Origin of the sequence: Pelomonas aquatica (assembly GCF_026712205.1) — a bacterium.
GTDB classification, from domain to species: domain Bacteria; phylum Pseudomonadota; class Gammaproteobacteria; order Burkholderiales; family Burkholderiaceae_C; genus Pelomonas; species Pelomonas aquatica.
In genome coordinates this window covers 52,563-68,505 of record NZ_JAPPUW010000001.1, presented here as the reverse complement: position 1 = coordinate 68,505, position 15,943 = coordinate 52,563, and the positions used below count along the sequence as shown (strand labels likewise).

16 protein-coding genes are annotated in these 15,943 nt (G+C 70.1%); 1 reads left to right on the top strand and 15 read right to left on the bottom strand.

Annotation, left to right across the window (positions count from 1 at the left end; genetic code table 11):
- Positions 1–122: 122 nt before the first annotated feature.
- The 10 genes from NYP07_RS00340 to NYP07_RS00295 all read right to left on the bottom strand — a co-directional run bounded on the left by NYP07_RS00340 (position 123) and on the right by NYP07_RS00295 (position 11,645).
- Complete coding sequence (locus NYP07_RS00340) at positions 123–887, bottom strand: ParA family protein (RefSeq protein ID WP_268146165.1); 765 nt, start codon at positions 885–887, stop codon at positions 123–125.
- 52 nt (positions 888–939) lie between these two features.
- Complete coding sequence (locus tag NYP07_RS00335; protein WP_268146945.1) at positions 940–1,191, bottom strand: peptidylprolyl isomerase; 252 nt, start codon at positions 1,189–1,191, stop codon at positions 940–942.
- Between the two features lie 240 nt (positions 1,192–1,431).
- Complete coding sequence (locus NYP07_RS00330) at positions 1,432–3,297, bottom strand: B12-binding domain-containing radical SAM protein (protein ID WP_268146943.1); 1,866 nt, start codon at positions 3,295–3,297, stop codon at positions 1,432–1,434.
- Positions 3,298–3,406: 109 nt separating this feature from the next.
- Positions 3,407–5,065, bottom strand: coding sequence for a GMC family oxidoreductase (locus NYP07_RS00325; RefSeq protein ID WP_268146163.1), 1,659 nt, complete (start codon positions 5,063–5,065; stop codon positions 3,407–3,409).
- A 151-nt stretch (positions 5,066–5,216) separates the two neighbouring features.
- On the bottom strand, positions 5,217–7,310 hold the full coding sequence (locus tag NYP07_RS00320; protein ID WP_268146161.1) for an ATP-binding protein: 2,094 nt from the start codon (positions 7,308–7,310) through the stop codon (positions 5,217–5,219).
- The gene (locus NYP07_RS00315) at positions 7,307–7,870 is read right to left on the bottom strand and encodes a response regulator (RefSeq protein ID WP_268146159.1); all 564 of its coding nucleotides are present in this window, start codon (positions 7,868–7,870) and stop codon (positions 7,307–7,309) included. Before NYP07_RS00315 ends, NYP07_RS00320 begins: the two co-directional genes overlap by 4 nt.
- The gene (gene nosR / locus NYP07_RS00310; RefSeq protein ID WP_268146156.1) at positions 7,867–9,183 is read right to left on the bottom strand and encodes a response regulator c-di-GMP phosphodiesterase, NosR family; all 1,317 of its coding nucleotides are present in this window, start codon (positions 9,181–9,183) and stop codon (positions 7,867–7,869) included. Before nosR ends, NYP07_RS00315 begins: the two co-directional genes overlap by 4 nt.
- A 110-nt stretch (positions 9,184–9,293) precedes the next feature.
- Positions 9,294–9,935, bottom strand: a complete 642-nt coding sequence (locus NYP07_RS00305) for a MarC family protein (protein WP_268146154.1) — start codon at positions 9,933–9,935, stop codon at positions 9,294–9,296.
- A 40-nt stretch (positions 9,936–9,975) separates the two neighbouring features.
- The gene (locus NYP07_RS00300; protein WP_268146152.1) at positions 9,976–10,749 is read right to left on the bottom strand and encodes a helical backbone metal receptor; all 774 of its coding nucleotides are present in this window, start codon (positions 10,747–10,749) and stop codon (positions 9,976–9,978) included.
- Positions 10,746–11,645, bottom strand: coding sequence for a hypothetical protein (locus NYP07_RS00295; protein ID WP_268146150.1), 900 nt, complete (start codon positions 11,643–11,645; stop codon positions 10,746–10,748). The genes NYP07_RS00300 and NYP07_RS00295 overlap by 4 nt, the downstream gene beginning before the upstream one ends.
- A gap of 236 nt (positions 11,646–11,881) precedes the next feature.
- Here NYP07_RS00295 and NYP07_RS00290 point away from each other — a divergent pair, with 236 nt between their 5' ends.
- Positions 11,882–12,397, top strand: coding sequence for an RNA recognition motif domain-containing protein (locus NYP07_RS00290; RefSeq protein WP_268146148.1), 516 nt, complete (start codon positions 11,882–11,884; stop codon positions 12,395–12,397).
- Between the two features lie 312 nt (positions 12,398–12,709).
- On the opposite strand, the gene NYP07_RS00285 is transcribed toward NYP07_RS00290, so the two are convergent.
- The 5 genes from NYP07_RS00285 to NYP07_RS00265 form a co-directional block, all read right to left on the bottom strand.
- Positions 12,710–12,865, bottom strand: a complete 156-nt coding sequence (locus tag NYP07_RS00285) for a hypothetical protein (RefSeq protein WP_268146146.1) — start codon at positions 12,863–12,865, stop codon at positions 12,710–12,712.
- Positions 12,866–12,940: 75 nt separating this feature from the next.
- Positions 12,941–13,714, bottom strand: a complete 774-nt coding sequence (locus tag NYP07_RS00280; protein ID WP_268146144.1) for an SDR family oxidoreductase — start codon at positions 13,712–13,714, stop codon at positions 12,941–12,943.
- Positions 13,711–14,373, bottom strand: coding sequence for an LPS export ABC transporter periplasmic protein LptC (gene lptC / locus NYP07_RS00275; protein ID WP_268146142.1), 663 nt, complete (start codon positions 14,371–14,373; stop codon positions 13,711–13,713). The genes NYP07_RS00280 and lptC overlap by 4 nt, the downstream gene beginning before the upstream one ends.
- Positions 14,370–14,948, bottom strand: coding sequence for a KdsC family phosphatase (locus NYP07_RS00270; protein ID WP_268146140.1), 579 nt, complete (start codon positions 14,946–14,948; stop codon positions 14,370–14,372). Before NYP07_RS00270 ends, lptC begins: the two co-directional genes overlap by 4 nt.
- Entirely contained in the window at positions 14,948–15,934 is a 987-nt protein-coding gene (locus NYP07_RS00265) for a KpsF/GutQ family sugar-phosphate isomerase (protein WP_268146138.1), read from the bottom strand. The genes NYP07_RS00270 and NYP07_RS00265 overlap by 1 nt, the downstream gene beginning before the upstream one ends.
- Positions 15,935–15,943: the final 9 nt, after the last annotated feature.

The window sequence follows — 15,943 nt, the reverse complement described above, 5'->3', positions numbered from 1 at the left end:
GGCCCAGCGGGTACGCTGGTCCGCCCCCGCGGGGGCGGCGATGCTCGACGGCTCGACCGTCGAGCACATCGCCGGCGCGGGCCGGCTTGGGAGCGGCCCGGCGCTCGGCCCGGAATACAAGCTCAGCCGAGCGACTCGTACAGCGCCAGCATCTCCTGCGTCAGCTTGTGGCGCGCGTCCAGGTGGATCATGGGCCGGCTCAGCTCGTGCGACTCCTTCACCTTGACGCTGCTGGACAGGAAGGGCTGCAGCACCGGCAGGCCCTCGTCCAGCAGCTCCTGCACGACGCGCTGCGGCAGCGTCGCGCGGGCCTGGAACTGGTTGACGACGATGCCCTCCACGCTCAGCTCGGGCGCATGGTCGGCGCGGATCTCCTCGACCGCCTCCAGCAGCCCGTAGAGCGCGCGGCGCGAGAAGTCGTCGCAGTCGAAGGGGATCAGGCAGCCCTGGGCCGCAATCAGCGCCGAGCGCGTGTAGAAGTTCAGCGCCGGCGGCGTGTCGATCCAGATCTCGTCGTACTGGTCGTCCAGCAGCTGCAGCGCATTGCGCAGCTTGTAGATCTTGTAGCGGCTCTCCAGCTTGCCGTGCAGCTCGTCCAGCTCGGCCGAGGCCGGCATCACGTCCAGGTTCTCCCAGGCGCTCGGGACGACGAACTCGCCGGTGTCCACCTCGCGCACGCTGAACTTCAGCGTCTGCGCGAAGAAGGCGGCCGAGCCGGCGTGCTCCTCGTCCGCCGCGTCGCCGAGCAGATAGCGCGTCGTGTTGGCCTGGCAGTCCAGGTCGATGACGAGCACGCGCTGGCCCGCGGCCGCGGCAATCGCCGCGAGATTGCTCGTGATCGTGGACTTGCCCACGCCGCCCTTCTGGTTGAACACGACCCGCCGCATCGCCGCACCTCCGTTTGGATGCGGTGATTGTGCATCGCACCAATAAAGTGGTTCAGCTGCGTTGCACGGGACCTATCGCGATGGGTGTTCTCAGCCACTGCTTGGCGCCGGCCCGCGCGTGCAGCGCGCGCACGACCTCCATGCCCTGCACGACGCGACCGAAGGCGGCGAAGCCCTGGCCGTCGGGGTTGCGATGGCCGCCGTAGTCCAGCTCGGGCTGGTCGCCGATGCAGACGAAGAACTCGGCCGCCGCCGTGCCGGGCGCGCCGCGCGCCATCGAGACCGTGCCGTCGCGGTGGCGCAGGCCCTTTCCAGCAGGCCTCGGTCCATATAGGCCGGGTAGTTGGCGACCGTGATGGGCGCGACGGCGGTATCGACCTCGATGGCGAAGGGGCCGAGCGGCGTGTCCACGCGGGTGCGGACGGTCGCGGCCTGCGCGGCCAGCGGCAGTGCGGCGAGAGAGAGCAGGTGGCGTCTTTGCATGGTGCTGCCTCAGCGGGTGTGGTGAGCGGGCCCCAGCCCGGGCCGAGGGTGAAGGTGAACATCAGCGCTGGTTGGCGAGGGCACGTTCGACAAACTGCCGCGGCACCGTCGTCCTGGGCACGCGCACCGGGAACCAGCTGCGGATGTCGCTGTCGACGCCGATGCCGTGCATGAAGTTGTAGAGGCCCTTTTTCAGCCCCTGGCCGAGGCCGTCGTGGTCGGTGGGCGTCGGGTCGATGAAGGCGATGTCGTTCTTCGCGAAGCGCCCCGGCGGCAGCGGCTGCAGCGTGACGCCGTAGTCAGCCGGGTTCAGGCCCACCGGCGAATGCACGGTGCAGGCGAAGCGGTGGAAGAAGCCGCTGTGGATGCAGCCGTTCTCGAACAGCTGGCGCACGTATTCCAGCGCGTCCACGGTGTCCTGCGTCGTCTGCGTCGGGAAGCCGTACATCAGATAGGCATGCACGAGCACGCCGGCATCGGCAAAAGCCTTGGTGACGCGCGCCACCTGCTCGACGCTGACGCCCTTCTTCATCAGCTTCAGCAGCCGGTCGGACGCCACCTCCAGCCCGCCCGAGATCGCGATGCAGCCGTTGTCGGCCAGCAACTGGCAGAGCTCCGGCGTGAAGGTTTTTTCAAAGCGGATATTGCCCCACCAGCTGATGGCCACGCCCCGCCGCAGCAGTTCTTCCGCAAGGGCCTTCAGCGCCTTGGGCGGCGCGGCCTCGTCGACGAAATGGAAGCCGGTTTGCCCGGTCTCCCTCACGATGGCTTCGATGCGGTCCACCAGCACGGAGGCAGACGCCGCCTCGTAACGCGAGATGTAGTCCAGGCTGACGTCGCAGAAGCTGCACTTCTTCCAGTAGCAGCCGTGGGCCACGGTCAGCTTGTTCCAGCGCCCGTCGCTCCACAGCCGGTTCATCGGGTTGAGCATGTCCAGCAGCGACAGATAGCGGTCCAGCGGCAGCCCGTCCCAGGTCGGCGTGCCGACGGCGTCGAAGGCGATGTCGGGCTCGACGAAGTTGGTGTACGTCACGGTCCCGTCGTCGCGCCAGAAGCTGCGCACGAGCCGCGCCTTCGAGCGCTTGCCCGAGAGGTGTTCGAGCAGCGCCAGCAGCGGCCGCTCGCCGGCATCCAGCGTCACATAGTCGACGAAGTCGAACAGCCGCGGCTCGGCGAGCTCGCGCAGCTCGGTGTTCACATAGCCGCCGCCCAGCACGCACGCCACCTCGGGCCGCGCGGCCTTGATGGCCTGTGCGATGCGCAGCGCCGCGTAGACCGACCCGGGGAAGGGCACGGACAGCAGCACGACATCGGGCGCATGGGTTTGCAGCGCCTCCAGCGCCAGGCGCTGCAGCGTCGCATCGATCAGATGCGGCGGCTCGGCCAGGGCCTCGGCCAGCGGGTCGAAATGCGGCTGGGCCGCGGCCAGCTTCTCGGCATAGCGGACGAACTCGAAGCGCGGGTCCACCGCGTCGCGCAGCACGTCGGCGAGGTCGTTCAGGAACAGCGTGGCCAGGTGGCGGGCGCGGTCCTGCAGGCCCAGCGCACCGAAGGCCCAGGCCAGCGGGTCTTCGCCCTCCGCGCCGATGTAATGGTCCAGCGACGCGAAGCGCACGCCCTCGGGCAGGAAGCAGCGCGTGTTGATGCGATGCGCCAGCGTCGGGTCGCGGCCCTGCAGAAAGGCCAGCGCCCGCGGCGTGGCGGCGGCAATGGGCCCGAACTCGGCGGCGAACCAGGCGGTCTGCGGCGTGCGCCGGTCGTCGGGCAGGGCCTGGACGCACGCGTGGATCTGCGCGAGGCCGGCGGGCGAGAACAAGTCCAGCACGAGGGCCAGCGCCAGGTCCACCTGCTGCGCGGCGACACCCTGCGAGCGCAGGAAGCCGGTCAGGTAGGCGGTGGACGGGTAGGGCGTGTTCAGCTGCGTCATCGGGGGGATGACGGAGAGCACGCGAAGCTTCGTTGCGGCGGGAGTTTCCACCCGGGCAATTGTCCCTGACGTGGCCTTCGGCCCGGCGCCTGGGCGGCTCAGTGGCGGCTCAGCCCCCCATCCACCCCGCCAGCTTCTCCGCAATCATCAGCGTCGGCGAGTTCGTGTTCCCGCTCGTGATCGTCGGCATCACGCTCGCGTCGGCCACGCGCAGGCCGGTCACGCCGCGCACGCGCAGCCGCGGGTCGGTGACGGCCATCGGGTCGGACGGGCGGCCCATCTTGCAGGTGCCCACGGGGTGGAAGATGGTCGTCGCGATGTCGCCGGCCAGGCGCGCCAGTTCCTCGTCGGTCTGGTATTGCGGCCCGGGCCGGTATTCCTCGGGCTTGAAGGCGGCCAGTGCCGGCTGCGACACGATGCGGCGCGTCAGCCGCAGGCTTTCGGCGGCGATGCGGCGGTCCTCGTCGGTGCTGAGGTAATGGGGCCGGATGGCCGGCGCCACTGCCACGTCGGGCGCCGTGATGCGCACCGTGCCGCGGCTCGTCGGGTTCAGGTTGCAGACGCTGGCCGTGAACGCGTCGAAGCCGTGCAGCGGCTCGCCGAAGGCGTCCAGCGACAGCGGCTGGACGTGGTACTGCAGGTCCGGCCAGGCGCGGTCGGGGCTGGAGCGCGTGAAGGCGCCGAGCTGCGACGGCGCCATGCTCATCGGGCCGCTGCGGCGCAGCGCGTATTCCAGGCCGATCATGGCCTTGCCCCACCAGGTGGCGGCGCGGGTGTTCAGCGTGCTGGCGCCCTGCACCTTGTAGACGGCGCGGATCTGCAGGTGGTCCTGCAGGTTGGCGCCGACGCCGGGCAGGTCTTTCTCCACGGTCAGGCCCAGGCCCTGCAGCAGCGCACCCGGCCCCAGGCCGCTGAGCTGCAGGATCTGCGGCGAGCCTACTGAGCCGGCCGCAAGAATGACCTCGCCGCCCGAGTTCAGCCACGGCTGCTCCACGCCATGCGGCGTCAGCACCTCGACGCCGCTGCAGCGCAGGCCGCCGGCGCCGGAGCTGTCGTGCATCAGGCGCAGCTTGCGCACCTGGGCGCCGGTCCACAGCTCGAAGTTGGGCCGGCCCAGGGCCGTCGGGCGCAGGAAGGCCTGGGCCGTGTTCCAGCGCCAGCCCTTCTTCTGGTTGACCTCGAAATAGCCGACGCCCTCGTTGGTGCCGGCGTTGAAGTCGCTGGTGGCCGGGATGCCGGCCTGCTGTGCGGCGGCGGCGAAGGCGTCGAGGATGGGCCAGCGCAGGCGCTGCTGCTCGACGCGCCATTCGCCCCGGTGCCCGTGCACGGCGGCAAAGCCCTGGGGCGCGGCGGCGGGGGCGTCCAGCCGCCAGTGATTTTCGTGGCGGCGGAAGGCGCGCAGCACGCGTTCCCAGCGCCAGGTGTCGTCGCCGGTCAGCTCGGCCCAGTGCTCGTAGTCGCGGCTCTGGCCGCGCATATAGATCATGCCGTTGATGCTGGAGCAGCCGCCCAGCACCTTGCCGCGCGGGTAGCGCAGGCTGCGGCCGTTCAGGCCCGGCTCGGCCTCGGTGTTGAAGCACCAGTCCGTGCGCGGGTTGCCGATGCAGTGGAGGTAGCCGACCGGGATGTGGATCCAGTGGTAGTCGTCCTTGCCGCCGGCCTCGATGAGGAGCACGCGTTTGTTCCGGTCGGCGCTGAGGCGGTTCGCGAGCAGGCAGCCGGCCGTGCCGGCGCCGACGATGATGGTGTCGAAACCTTCTTTGGACATGCCCTAGCGTAAATCACCGCCAGGCCCGGGAGTCCGCGCGGCCGAGGCGGGCCGGTCCGGTCGGGCGCTGCGCTCGTCGAACGGGCCCGCGAATTCGCGCCATAACGTCGAGATCGCGCGCCTGTGCGTCGGCAGGCGGCGCCCGGCTGCATCAGCCAGCCTGGGTGGCCCGCACAGGAATCCAAACGCGAAAACGCGTGCCGGCGCCGGGCTGGGAGTCCACCTCGATACGCCCGCGATGCTTCTGCACGATGGAGAAGGAGAGCGACAGGCCCAGTCCCGTGCCCTTGCCGACCGGCTTGGTCGTGAAGAAGGGCTCGAAGATGCGCCGCTTGACCTCCTCGGTCATGCCGGTGCCGGTGTCGGCGACCTCGATGCAGACCCAGCCGTTTTCCGCGCGGCTGGCCAGGGTGATCGTGCCACGTTCGGGGATGGCATGAGCCGCATTGACGATGAGGTTCATGAAGACCTGGTTCAGCTGGGCCGCGATGCAGTGAACCGGTGGCAGCGCGCCATAGTTCTTGCGCACCTCGGCCTTGTACTTGACCTCGTTCATGACGACGTTGAGCGTGGAGTCCAGGCCGGCGTTGAGGTCGGCGTCCTGCCAGTCGGCGTGGTCGACGCGCGAAAAGTCCTTCAGGTCCTGGACGATCTTCTTCACTCGCAGCAACCCGTCCTCGCTCTCGTTGAGCAACTGCGGCAAGTCCTGCTGAATGAAGTCCAGGTCGACGGCGTCGTCGACGCGCTTGACCTCGGCGATCAGTTCGGCGGGCAGCGTGGCGGCCGGCAGGCGCGTGAGGAGGGCCAGCAGTCCGAAGACGGGCTCGATATAGCCCCGCAGCGACCCGAGGTTGGAGCTGACGAACCCAATGGGGTTGTTGATCTCGTGGGCGACGCCGGCGGCGAGTTGGCCGATGGACGCCATCTTCTCGGACTGCAGCAACTGGTTCTGCGCCTCCTCGAGCCGCGAATTGGTCTGCTTGATGCGCTCGTAGTTCAGCTCAAGCTCGCGTTGCACCCGACGCACTTCGGTGCGGTCCTGCAACAGCCACCATGTGCCCGCCGTCGGCTCCGAAGGGCTGGCGACATAGGCAATGATCTGCACCCACAGCCGATGTCCCGCCAGCGTGCAGACCTCCATCTCGTGAAGCAGGGAGTCGCCCTGGGACAGCACCGGGTAGGCAATCCGCCCCAGAGCCATGAAGTCCTCGTCGCTCTTGAACAGGCGTCGCGTTTCCAGGCCGTGCGCCGGGACGTCGCCGAGCTCGAACATCTCGGCGAACTTCTTGTTGCCCCGCTGCACGCGGTTGTTGGCCGTCGCGATGATGCCGACGGACGCGTTCTCCAGGAAGGCTTCGAGCTCGTGGTGGGTGCTGAGCAATTCGGCCGTTCGGTCAGCGATCATGTTCTCGAGCTCGCTGCGATGACGGCGCAGTTCGTCTTCGGCCTGACGGCGGCGCGTGACGTCCTGCAAGGTCTCGATGGCTCCGATGATCTGCCCCTGCAAGTCGATGATCGGTGCGGCCGTGAAGAAGAGCCAGCGCCCGCCCTCGCCGAAGTCGGGAAAGAAACTCTCCACCTCATAGGCGTTGGCGATGTGGGGCGATGGGTCGCAACGCCCGCCGTACAAATGCTCGCCTTCCTGCTTCGCGAGCCCGTCCACGATCAGGTCCGCCAACAGCGGCCTGGCCCGGGGATAGAAGGCGCACCAGGCGTCTTCCCGGCCCAGCATATAGGCCGCCTCGCGGCCGGTCGTTTGGGCACAGGCGGAATTCCAGTGCGTGACCCGGTGTGCCTTGTCGATGACGAAGGTGGCGACGGGGCTGTTCTCGAGAATTTGCGTGAGCACGCGGCCCATGTCCAGCAGGCTGTTTTGGACGTGGCGGATGTCGCTGAGATCCTGCCCGCTCAGCACCACGCAGGCCTGGTCGCCCAGCACGACCCGCTGGCCCTTGACCTCCAGCACCCGGCGGGCGCCGCTGCCCGTGCTGGCCGCGATCTCGATCGCCGGCAACTCGCCGTCCTCGCTCAGGCAGCGCTCCCCATAGCGCCTAAGCTCCTCGGCGTGCTCGGCCGCCGCCCAGCCGTGCGGCGGCATCTGCCGCAGCTCGTCCTCCGCATAGCCCAGCAGCCGCTGCATCGCGGCGTTCGCGAGCAGGATCTGGTCGACGCCATGCACCAGCGTCGGCGTGGTGACCGCCTGCAGGGCGAGCCGGAAATCGCCGCTCAACGGGTCGGCGTTCACCGCCTGGCCTCGCCTGGATCCTCGAGGATGAAGGAGCCATCGCTGCCCCATTGGACGTGGGTGATTCCAGGCTCCATGCGCTCCAGGCGGCGCATCTCGGCTTCCTGCGCGCTGAGCACGCCGTGCTGCTGGCGCACCTGATCGGCCAAGCGCTGGTTCTCCATGGACAACTCGCGGATGCGCAGCGCCTGGCGCACCGCGCTGAGCAGCTCGAAGTCGGTCCAGGGCTTGGAGATGAAGCGGTCGATGGCGGCCTCGTTGATTGCGGCCATCAGCGCGTTCAGGTCCGCGTAGCCCGACAACACGATGCGGCCGCAATCGGGCTGGATCTGCCGCAGCGCCGTCAGGAACTGCACGCCTGTCATCCCGGGCATGCGCTGATCCGAGATGACGAGGGCGAAGGCGCGTTCCCTGGCCCGGGCCAGGGCCAACGTCGCGTCGGTGAAGCATTCCACCTGGTAGCGGCCGCCCCCGGCATCCTTGAGTCCGTTGTGCATCAGGCGCTGAAGGGCCGTGAGGATGTGGGGCTCGTCGTCGACAAGCAGGATGTGCTCGCTCATGGATGCCCTCCTTCCGGCAGCTTGACGAAGATCTTGAGCTTCATGCCCTCACGGCCGGCAAATTCGCGCAATTGCTTGACGACGCGGACGTCGAAAACGAAGCCTGCGGCCAGCAGCAGGGTGCCTTGCGGGGACAGCAGATCCCTCGACAGCACCATGCCGGGGGCGACCTCGTAAGCCTGCATCTCGCGGTCGTCAGGCTTGTCGGTCGGCTCGTCGCCCAATGCCAGCTCGAAGGCTTCGACGACATGGGTCTCGTAGCGCGTTCCGGCACCGCCGCGGATCAGGGCCTGCGCCTCGGCCGGGGAGTAGCGCATGAGCGACAGCCGCCCCGATTGCGCGGCGTAGAAGTCGCTGGAGACGCTGAGGATCTGCGCGCCCAGCAGCACCCCTTCGCCGCTGAGGGCGTCCGGGAAGCCCTTGCCATCGATGCGCTCGTGATGCGAGCGAACATAGCGGGCGACGCGCTGGAGCCTGCCCAGGGGCAGCAAGGCCGCCTCGCCGTTCAGGGTATGGCGCCGATACAGCGCCAGCTCGTCGCTGGACATGGCCGACAGGGGCTTGCGCAGCAGCGTGTCCGGAAAACCGATCTTGCCGATCTCGTGCAACAGCCCGGCGATGTAGACATCCTCCTCGAGCATCGCCCCGCCGTTGAGGCGGCGGGCGGTGCGCCGAGCCAGATCGGCCACCTGACGCGAATAGCCGGCCAGGCCGCTGGAGCGCAGTTCGACGAGGCCCGAGAAGACGTTGATCGAGAGCAGGAAGTTCTCCTGCACCTGCGCGAACGAGGTCTCGAGCATGGCATTGACCTGTTCGAGCTCGGCCGTGCGTGCCTTCACGCGGGCGGCAAGGTCGGTGTTGAGAGCCTGCAGCTCGTCGTTCTGTTCGCGCGTGAGGCGCAGCAGCGCTCGGTTCTCCTGCTCCAGGCGGCGGCGCTCCAGGCCGTCCTGCACGCACATCACCAGCTCGCGGTCGTCCCAGGGCTTGGCGACATAGCGGTGGATCTGGCCGCGGTTGATCGCCGCGACGGTGGAGCCGATGTCGGCATAGCCGGTCAGCAGGATGCGCCCCACCGTCGGCCAGCGTTCGCGCACCTTTTCCAGCAGGGTGGCCCCGTCCATCTCCGGCATGCGCATGTCCGAGACCACGAGGTCGACCGGCTCCCTCTCCAGCAGGTCCAAGCCCATGGGGCCGCTCTCCGCCAGCAGCACGCGGTACCCCTGGGGCCTGAAGAGCCGGCGCAGAGCGCTGAGGATGGACGGCTCGTCATCGACGAAGAGCACGACGGGCGAATCAGATGCGGTCGTATTCATCCCGCTCTCCCTGAGCATGACATTGCCACTGAGAACGAAGTTTAGGCATGTCGGCCGCAAAAGCGGCAACCATGATGCCTAACGGCGAGTCCGACAGGGCGGCGCTGCCGTCAGCTCACGGTGCGCACGGCCAGCACCGGGAAGAGCTTGATGAGGCCGTCGCTCAGCAGCTCCACGGCCAGCGCCGCGAGGATCAGGCCCATCAGCCGCGTCATGATGTTGATGCCGGTCCGGCCCAGCACCCGGGCGATCTTGCTGCTGGCCGAGAAGGTCAGCAAGGTCACCGCCGCGACGACGACGCCGTAGCCGCACAGCACGGCCAGCTCCCACCAGTGGCGGGTCTTGTCGGCGTAGATGACCATCGTGGAGATCGTGGCCGGGCCGGTCAGCAGCGGGATGGCCAGCGGCACGACGGCGATGCTGGCGCCGGCGTCGACCTTGCTGGAACCCTCGGACACGTCCTCCTTGCGCGCCTCGGCCGGCTGGGCGTTGAGCATCTGCAGCGAGCTGATCAGCAGCAGGCAGCCGCCGCCGACCTGGAAGCTGGCGAGGGAAATGCCGAAGAACTCGATGATCTTCAGGCCGAACAGCGCGCTCATCGCGATGACGATGCCCGCCGTGCTGGCGCTGACGATCATCGTGTTGCGCCGCTGCGTGCGCGTGAAGCTGCTCGTGAAATGGATGAAGAAGGGCACCACGCCGACCGGGTTGACGATGGCCAGCAGCGCGACGAGGGGCTTGTAGATGTCCATGCGGCAGATTGTGGCGGCTGGCCGCGCCGCGCAGGGCGTTTCAACCCGCCGCGGCGAGGCCGCGCAGATAGTCCAGCCCCGCCGCGCCGCGCGCGCCCCACCAGCTCAGCAGCTCGCCGTCGACCCGCTGCACCCTGGCCCGCGGACACAGCGCCTGGGCCTCGGCCAGGTGCTCGGGGCCGAAGCGGTAGGGCTCGGAGCTGAGCAGCACCCGGTCGATGTCGTGAAGCCAGGCTTCGTCGCCGGCGAGCGCCGGGTAGCGGCCGGCGCCGTGCTCGCCGCCGGCCATGTCGGGCCAGCTGCGCCAGCCGGCCTCGGCCAGCAGCGTCGAGATATAGGTGTCGCGCGCCACCGTCATCCATGGCTCGCGCCAGATCAGGTAGAGCACGTTCTCGCCCGGCCAGCCGCGGCCGCGGCAGCGCGCCAGGGCCGCGGAGAACCCGGCCGACAGCGCGGCGGCGCGCTCGTCGACGCCCGGCTGGCCGGCAAAGGCGGCGCGCAGCTGCTCGAACAGGGCCAGGTTGTCCTCGGGCCGGCGCGGGTGGGTGACGATGATCTCGGGCACGAACTCGCGCAGGGCCTCGGCCGTCTCGCGGCGGTTCTCGTCCACGTTGACGACGACATGGGTCGGCGCCAGCCGCCGGAGCTTGGCCAGGTTCACGTCCTTGGTGCCGCCCACCTTGGGCACCGCGGCGACCGCCTCGGCCGGATGGATGCAGAAGCCGGTGCGCGCGACGAGGCAGGGCGCCAGGCCCAGCGCCACCAGCGTCTCGGTGGCGCTGGGAACCAGCGATGCGATGCGGGGGGAGGTCATTCGTTCTCGGTCAGCGCCAGGTAGACCGCGCAGCAGCCGCGCAGCCAGACCAGCGTCGGCAGCACCAGGGCCAGCGCGAACACCACGCCGCCACCGATCAATGCGGCCAGGCCCAGGTTGCCGCCCTGCAGCGGTATGCCGCTGGCGCCCAGGCCGCGTGGCCCCAGGCCCACGACGCCGGCCAGCAGCTGCCGGGCCGGCAGCTCGACGCCGGCGCCCAGGATGGCCAGGCCGGCCAGCAGCTGGCTGCCGCTGACGACGACGAAGCTGACCGCCGCGGTCGCCAGCGCGGCCAGCAGATAGACGGCAGCCATCAGCAGCGCCGTCTCGGGCAGGCCGTGGCGCAGCCGTTCGCGCAGAAAGCGCAGCACGCCGCCGCTGTGCCGGCCGGCCCAGACGGCCGGCCCTGCCAGCGGGCCGACGAGTACGACGAGGACGAAGCTGATGCCGCCCAGCAGCAGCACGCCGGCCGGCAGCACGACGGCCAGCAGCGGCGGGCCGAGCAGGGGCAGGCGCGTCGCCCACAGCAGGGCCGCCAGCAGCAGCAGGGCCAGCGCGGCCAGCGCCACGCAGGCCAGCAGGGCCAGCAGCACGCGGTGGGCGCAGTGCAGCGCGGCGGCGAAGGCGTCCTGGGGGTCGCGCACCGGCAGGCCGCGGGCCTGGTCCATCAGCATCAGGCCGGTGGCGTTGACGCTGAAAAAGGCGACAGCCAGCCCCAGGCCAAGCCATAGCGCGCTGAGCAGGGCCTGGTCGCGCCCCAGCGCCGAGCGTGCCATGGCCAGCAGCAGGCCGGCCATGCAGAAGCCCGTCAGCAGGCCGTAGAGCGCGCGCAGATTGCGCGGGGCGTCGATGCTGGCGAGCACGCGGGCGAGGGCGGAAAGCAGGGGCGGCGTCATGGCTTGAGAGGGGGCGGCGGCGATGGTATCGATGACGGAAACCTGAGCGCCCGGTGGCGCGAGGGTTTGTGCTAGCTCGGAAAAACAACACTTGCCGGAGTGCCGTTACGCATTCCTTGACCCCGCACCATAATCAATTGCCTGTGTCTGGACGCCGCACCTTCGCTTGAATGGTTCACGATGGGTTGAAGCTCCACATGGTTTTTTGGGTTTAGAGAAGAGAGAAGGGCTTCCCCATGGGAAACAAGCTTTATGTGGGCAATCTGGCCTACAGCGTGCGTGACGAATCGCTGCAAGAGGCGTTCGGTCAGTTCGGCACCGTGACCTCCGCAAAGGTCATGATGGACCGTGAAACCGGTCGCTCCAAGGGTTTCGGCTTCGTCGAAATGGGCTCCGATGCCGAGGCGCAAGCCGCCATCAACGGCATGAACGGCCAGGCCCTGGAAGGTCGCGCCATCGTCGTCAACGAGGCTCGTCCGCGTGAAGAGCGTCCGGGCGGCTTCGGCGGCGGCGGCGGCCGTTCGGGCGGTGGCGGCTTCGGCGGTGGCGGCGGCTACGGCGGCGGTGGCCGTTCGGGTGGCGGCGGCTACGGCGGCGGCGGTGGCGGCTACGGTGGTGGCGGCCGCTCGGGTGGCGGCGGCTACGGCGGCGGCGGTGGCGGCTACGGTGGTGGTGGCCGCTCCGGCGGTGGCGGCGGCTACGGCGGCGGTGGCCGCTCGGGTGGCGGCGGCTACGGCGGCGGCGGTTACTGATCCCCGGCCTCGCGCCCTGCGTCAAGCAAGGCACGAGGCACGCTCCCAGCACAGCAAGGCGCCTTCGGGCGCCTTTGCTTTGTGTGGGTCCGGGAGGCGCTCTTCGCGCGGCCCCACTGGGGCGTTTGGACCCGGACTTGAGCCGCACGCCCTCGATCTCGGCGCGTCCTTGCCGTAGGCGCGCTGGATCTCGAGGACGCGCACAGGCCGCCAGCCCTCGGCGGAGGCCGTGGCGGATTCTTCGTTTGTGCCGCCTTTCTCGTGGGCCTTTGCGCCCAGCGGGACGCCCCGACCGCGGGCGCCCGCCCGCCGTCACTGCACCGTCACGTCGACGACGAACTGGTTGAAGCCGGTGGAGTGGACGGCGTAGCTGAAGGCCTTGTGCAGATAGGCCGCGGCGGTGCCCGTGGCCAGCACATAGCGGCCGGTGCCGCTGCCGGCGAAGCCGACGATCTTGTCGCCGTCCATCTTCAGGCTGCTCTTCGACTCGAGACCACGGCCGGCAGCCCGGTGCACTCCCTATGTCCGAGGGCTGTCGCGCGACTACTCGTGCTGGCGGCGCTTGCGCGGCCGCCCGGCCAGCGCGCGGTCGTAAAGCCAATTGGGCAGCAGGCGCAGGAGCTTGGCCAGCACGCCCATCTGCCACGGGATGACGCGGTAGCTGGCCTGGGCGCGGATGGCGCGCACGGCCTGGGCGGCGAAGTCGTCCGGCTGCATCAGGAAGGGCATGCCGTAGCGGTTGCGGCGCGTCAGCGGCGTGTCGATATAGCCCGGCAGCAGCGTGACGACGCGCACGCCGAAGGGCCGGCATTCGCCGCGCAGGCTTTCGCAGTAGGCGACGACGGCGGCCTTGCTCGCGCAGTAGGCGCCGTGGCCCGGCAGGCCGCGGATGGCAGAGACGCTGGCGATGCCGACCAGCGTGCCCGAGCCGCGCTCGTTCATCGCCGCGACGAAGGGATGGAAGGTCGCGGCCAAGCCGACGTTGTTGGTCGCGAAGGTGCGGCGCATCAGGTCGAGGTCGTCGAAATGCGCCGTGTCCATGCCGACGCTGATGCCGGCGTTGGCGATGACGATGTCGGGCAGGCCCAGGGCCGCGATGCAGTCGCGGCCGGTGCGGGCCATCGCGTCGAGGTCGGCCACGTCGGCGCCGTAGACCTTGTAGCGGGCCGCGTCGAGCCGGTGCTCGGCGGCCCAGCGTTCGACCTCGGCGGTGCGGCGCGCGACGAGGGCGAGGCGGGCGCCGCCCTCGTAGTAGCGCAGCGCCAGCGCCTGGCCGATGCCGCTGGACGCGCCGGTGATGAAGACGAGTTCGCTCATCGTGCGCTCCGGTTCTCGATCTGGCCCTGGGCCTTGCCGCTGAAGCCGAGCTGGCCGGTCAGGTGGCGGTATTCGAAGTTCCGCGTGTTCAGCGTCGAGCCGCCCTGGCGGATGGTGACGGGCAGGTGGGAGCGCAGGATTTCGCTGTTGGCCAGCGCCTGCAGGAACTCGCCGCGCACGTCGAGCTGGGCGGGCGCGTCCTCGCCGGCGCCGGGCGGCAGGCGGCGCAGGTGCACGTCGCCGATCAGCTGCATGTCGCTGCCGTCGCCGTTGCTGATCGCGCGCCTGGCCTCGGCGATGGCCAGGCTGCCGTCGGGCGCGATGGCACGCACGCGCGCCTGGTCGATCTCGACGGTGTCGGTGTCGGGGTAGTGGCGCAGCTCGGCGCCGGCGATCTGCACGCGCAGCCGGCCGTCGGACGCGATGCGCTGGACCTCGAAGCGGGTCATGCGGTAGTCGGGCTCGTGGCGTGGCGCGGCCTGCTCGGCGGGCGCGTCGACCAGCGGCGTGTTCTTGACCAGCCACCAGGTGCCGCCGGCCAGCAGGGCCATCAGCAGCAGCGGCAGGTAGTTGAACAGCAGGCCCTGGGCCCGCCACAGCCAGGGCTGGGCCTGGCGGCGGCGCGGCGCGGGGGGGGGCAGCGTCGTCGCTGCGCTCACGGCTGTGCTCCGCCGTCCAGCGTGTCGTGGTGGGCGTGTAGCAGGCGCTCGTAGTGGCCGCCGGCCATCAGCAGCAGGTCGCAGCACTCGCGCGCGGCACCAAAACCGGCCGGCGCGCGCGTGACGTGGTGGGCCGCGGCCAGCACCTCGGCATGCGCCCCGGGCGGCGCGCAGGCGAAGCCGGCGCGGCTGAGCAGGGGCAGGTCGGGCCAGTCGTCGCCCATCGCGGCCACTTCGCCCCAACTGGCGCCCAACCGGGCCAGCAGCGGCGTGGCGGCGGCGAGCTTGTCCTTCACGCCGTAGACGGCATGGGGCAGGCCCAGGTCGGCCACGCGGCGGCGCACGGCCGGGCTGTCGCGGCCGGTGATGACGACGGGCGTGATGCCGGCCTGCTGCAGCATCTTCAGGCCGTGGCCGTCCAGCGTCGCGAAGGCCTTGAAGCTCTCGCCGGCCTCGCCGATGTAGATGCGGCCGTCGGTCAGTACGCCGTCGACGTCGAAGATGGCGAGCTTGACGCCCAGGCCGCTGCCCTGGGCCTTGACCAGCAACTCGGGCGGGAATCGCAGCGCAGCCACTAGATCACCTTCGCGCGCATCAGGTCGTTGATGCTGATGGCGCCCAGCAGGCGCTGATCGGCATCGACGACGAGGACGACGGTGATGCGGGCCGATTCCATCAGGTCGGCGGCGTCGACGGCCAGCGCGTCGGCACCGACGGTGCGCGGCCTGGGGTGGGCCACCTCGGCGGCCGTCAGCCCGCGCAGGTCGCGGCCCTGTTCGACGAGGCGGCGCAGGTCGCCGTCCGTGAAAATTCCATGGACGTGATCGTCGTCATCGACGATCACGGCCATGCCGAGGGCCTTGGCGCTCATCTCGCGCATCAGCGCGGTGAAGGGCGTGCCGGCCGCCACGCGGGGCAGGGCGTCGCCGGAGCGCATCAGGTCGCGCACATGGGTCAGCAGCTTGCGGCCCAGCGCGCCGCCGGGGTGGGAGCGGGCGAAGTCCTCGGCCTTGAAGCCGCGCGCGTCGAGCAGGGCCACGGCCAGCGCGTCGCCCAGGGCCATCTGGGCCGTCGTGCTGGCCGTGGGCGCGAGCTGCAGCGGGCAGGCCTCCTCGGCGACGGCGCTGTCCAGCACCACATCGGCATGGGCCGCCAGGCTGGATTCGGCCCGGCCGGTCATCGCGATGACGGGCACGCCCAGGCGCTTGAGCACGGGCAGGATGGCGTTGAGCTCGTCGCTCTCGCCGGAATTGGACAGGGCCAGCACGACGTCGCCCAGCGTGACCATGCCGAGGTCGCCGTGGGCCGCCTCGGCGGGGTGGACGAACAGGGCCGGCGTGCCGGTGGAGGCCAGCGTCGCGGCGATCTTGCGGCCGACATGGCCGCTCTTGCCCATGCCCATGACGGCCACGCGGCCGCGGCAGGCGAGCATGGTCTGGATGGCGCCGGCAAAGGCCTCGCCCAGGCGCGGCGCCAGTTCGGTCAGTGCACGGGCCTCGACCTCGAGGGCCGCTCGGCCCATCGCGATCGCGCGCCCGGCGGCTAAGGAAACGGAAGACATCGGGGCAGT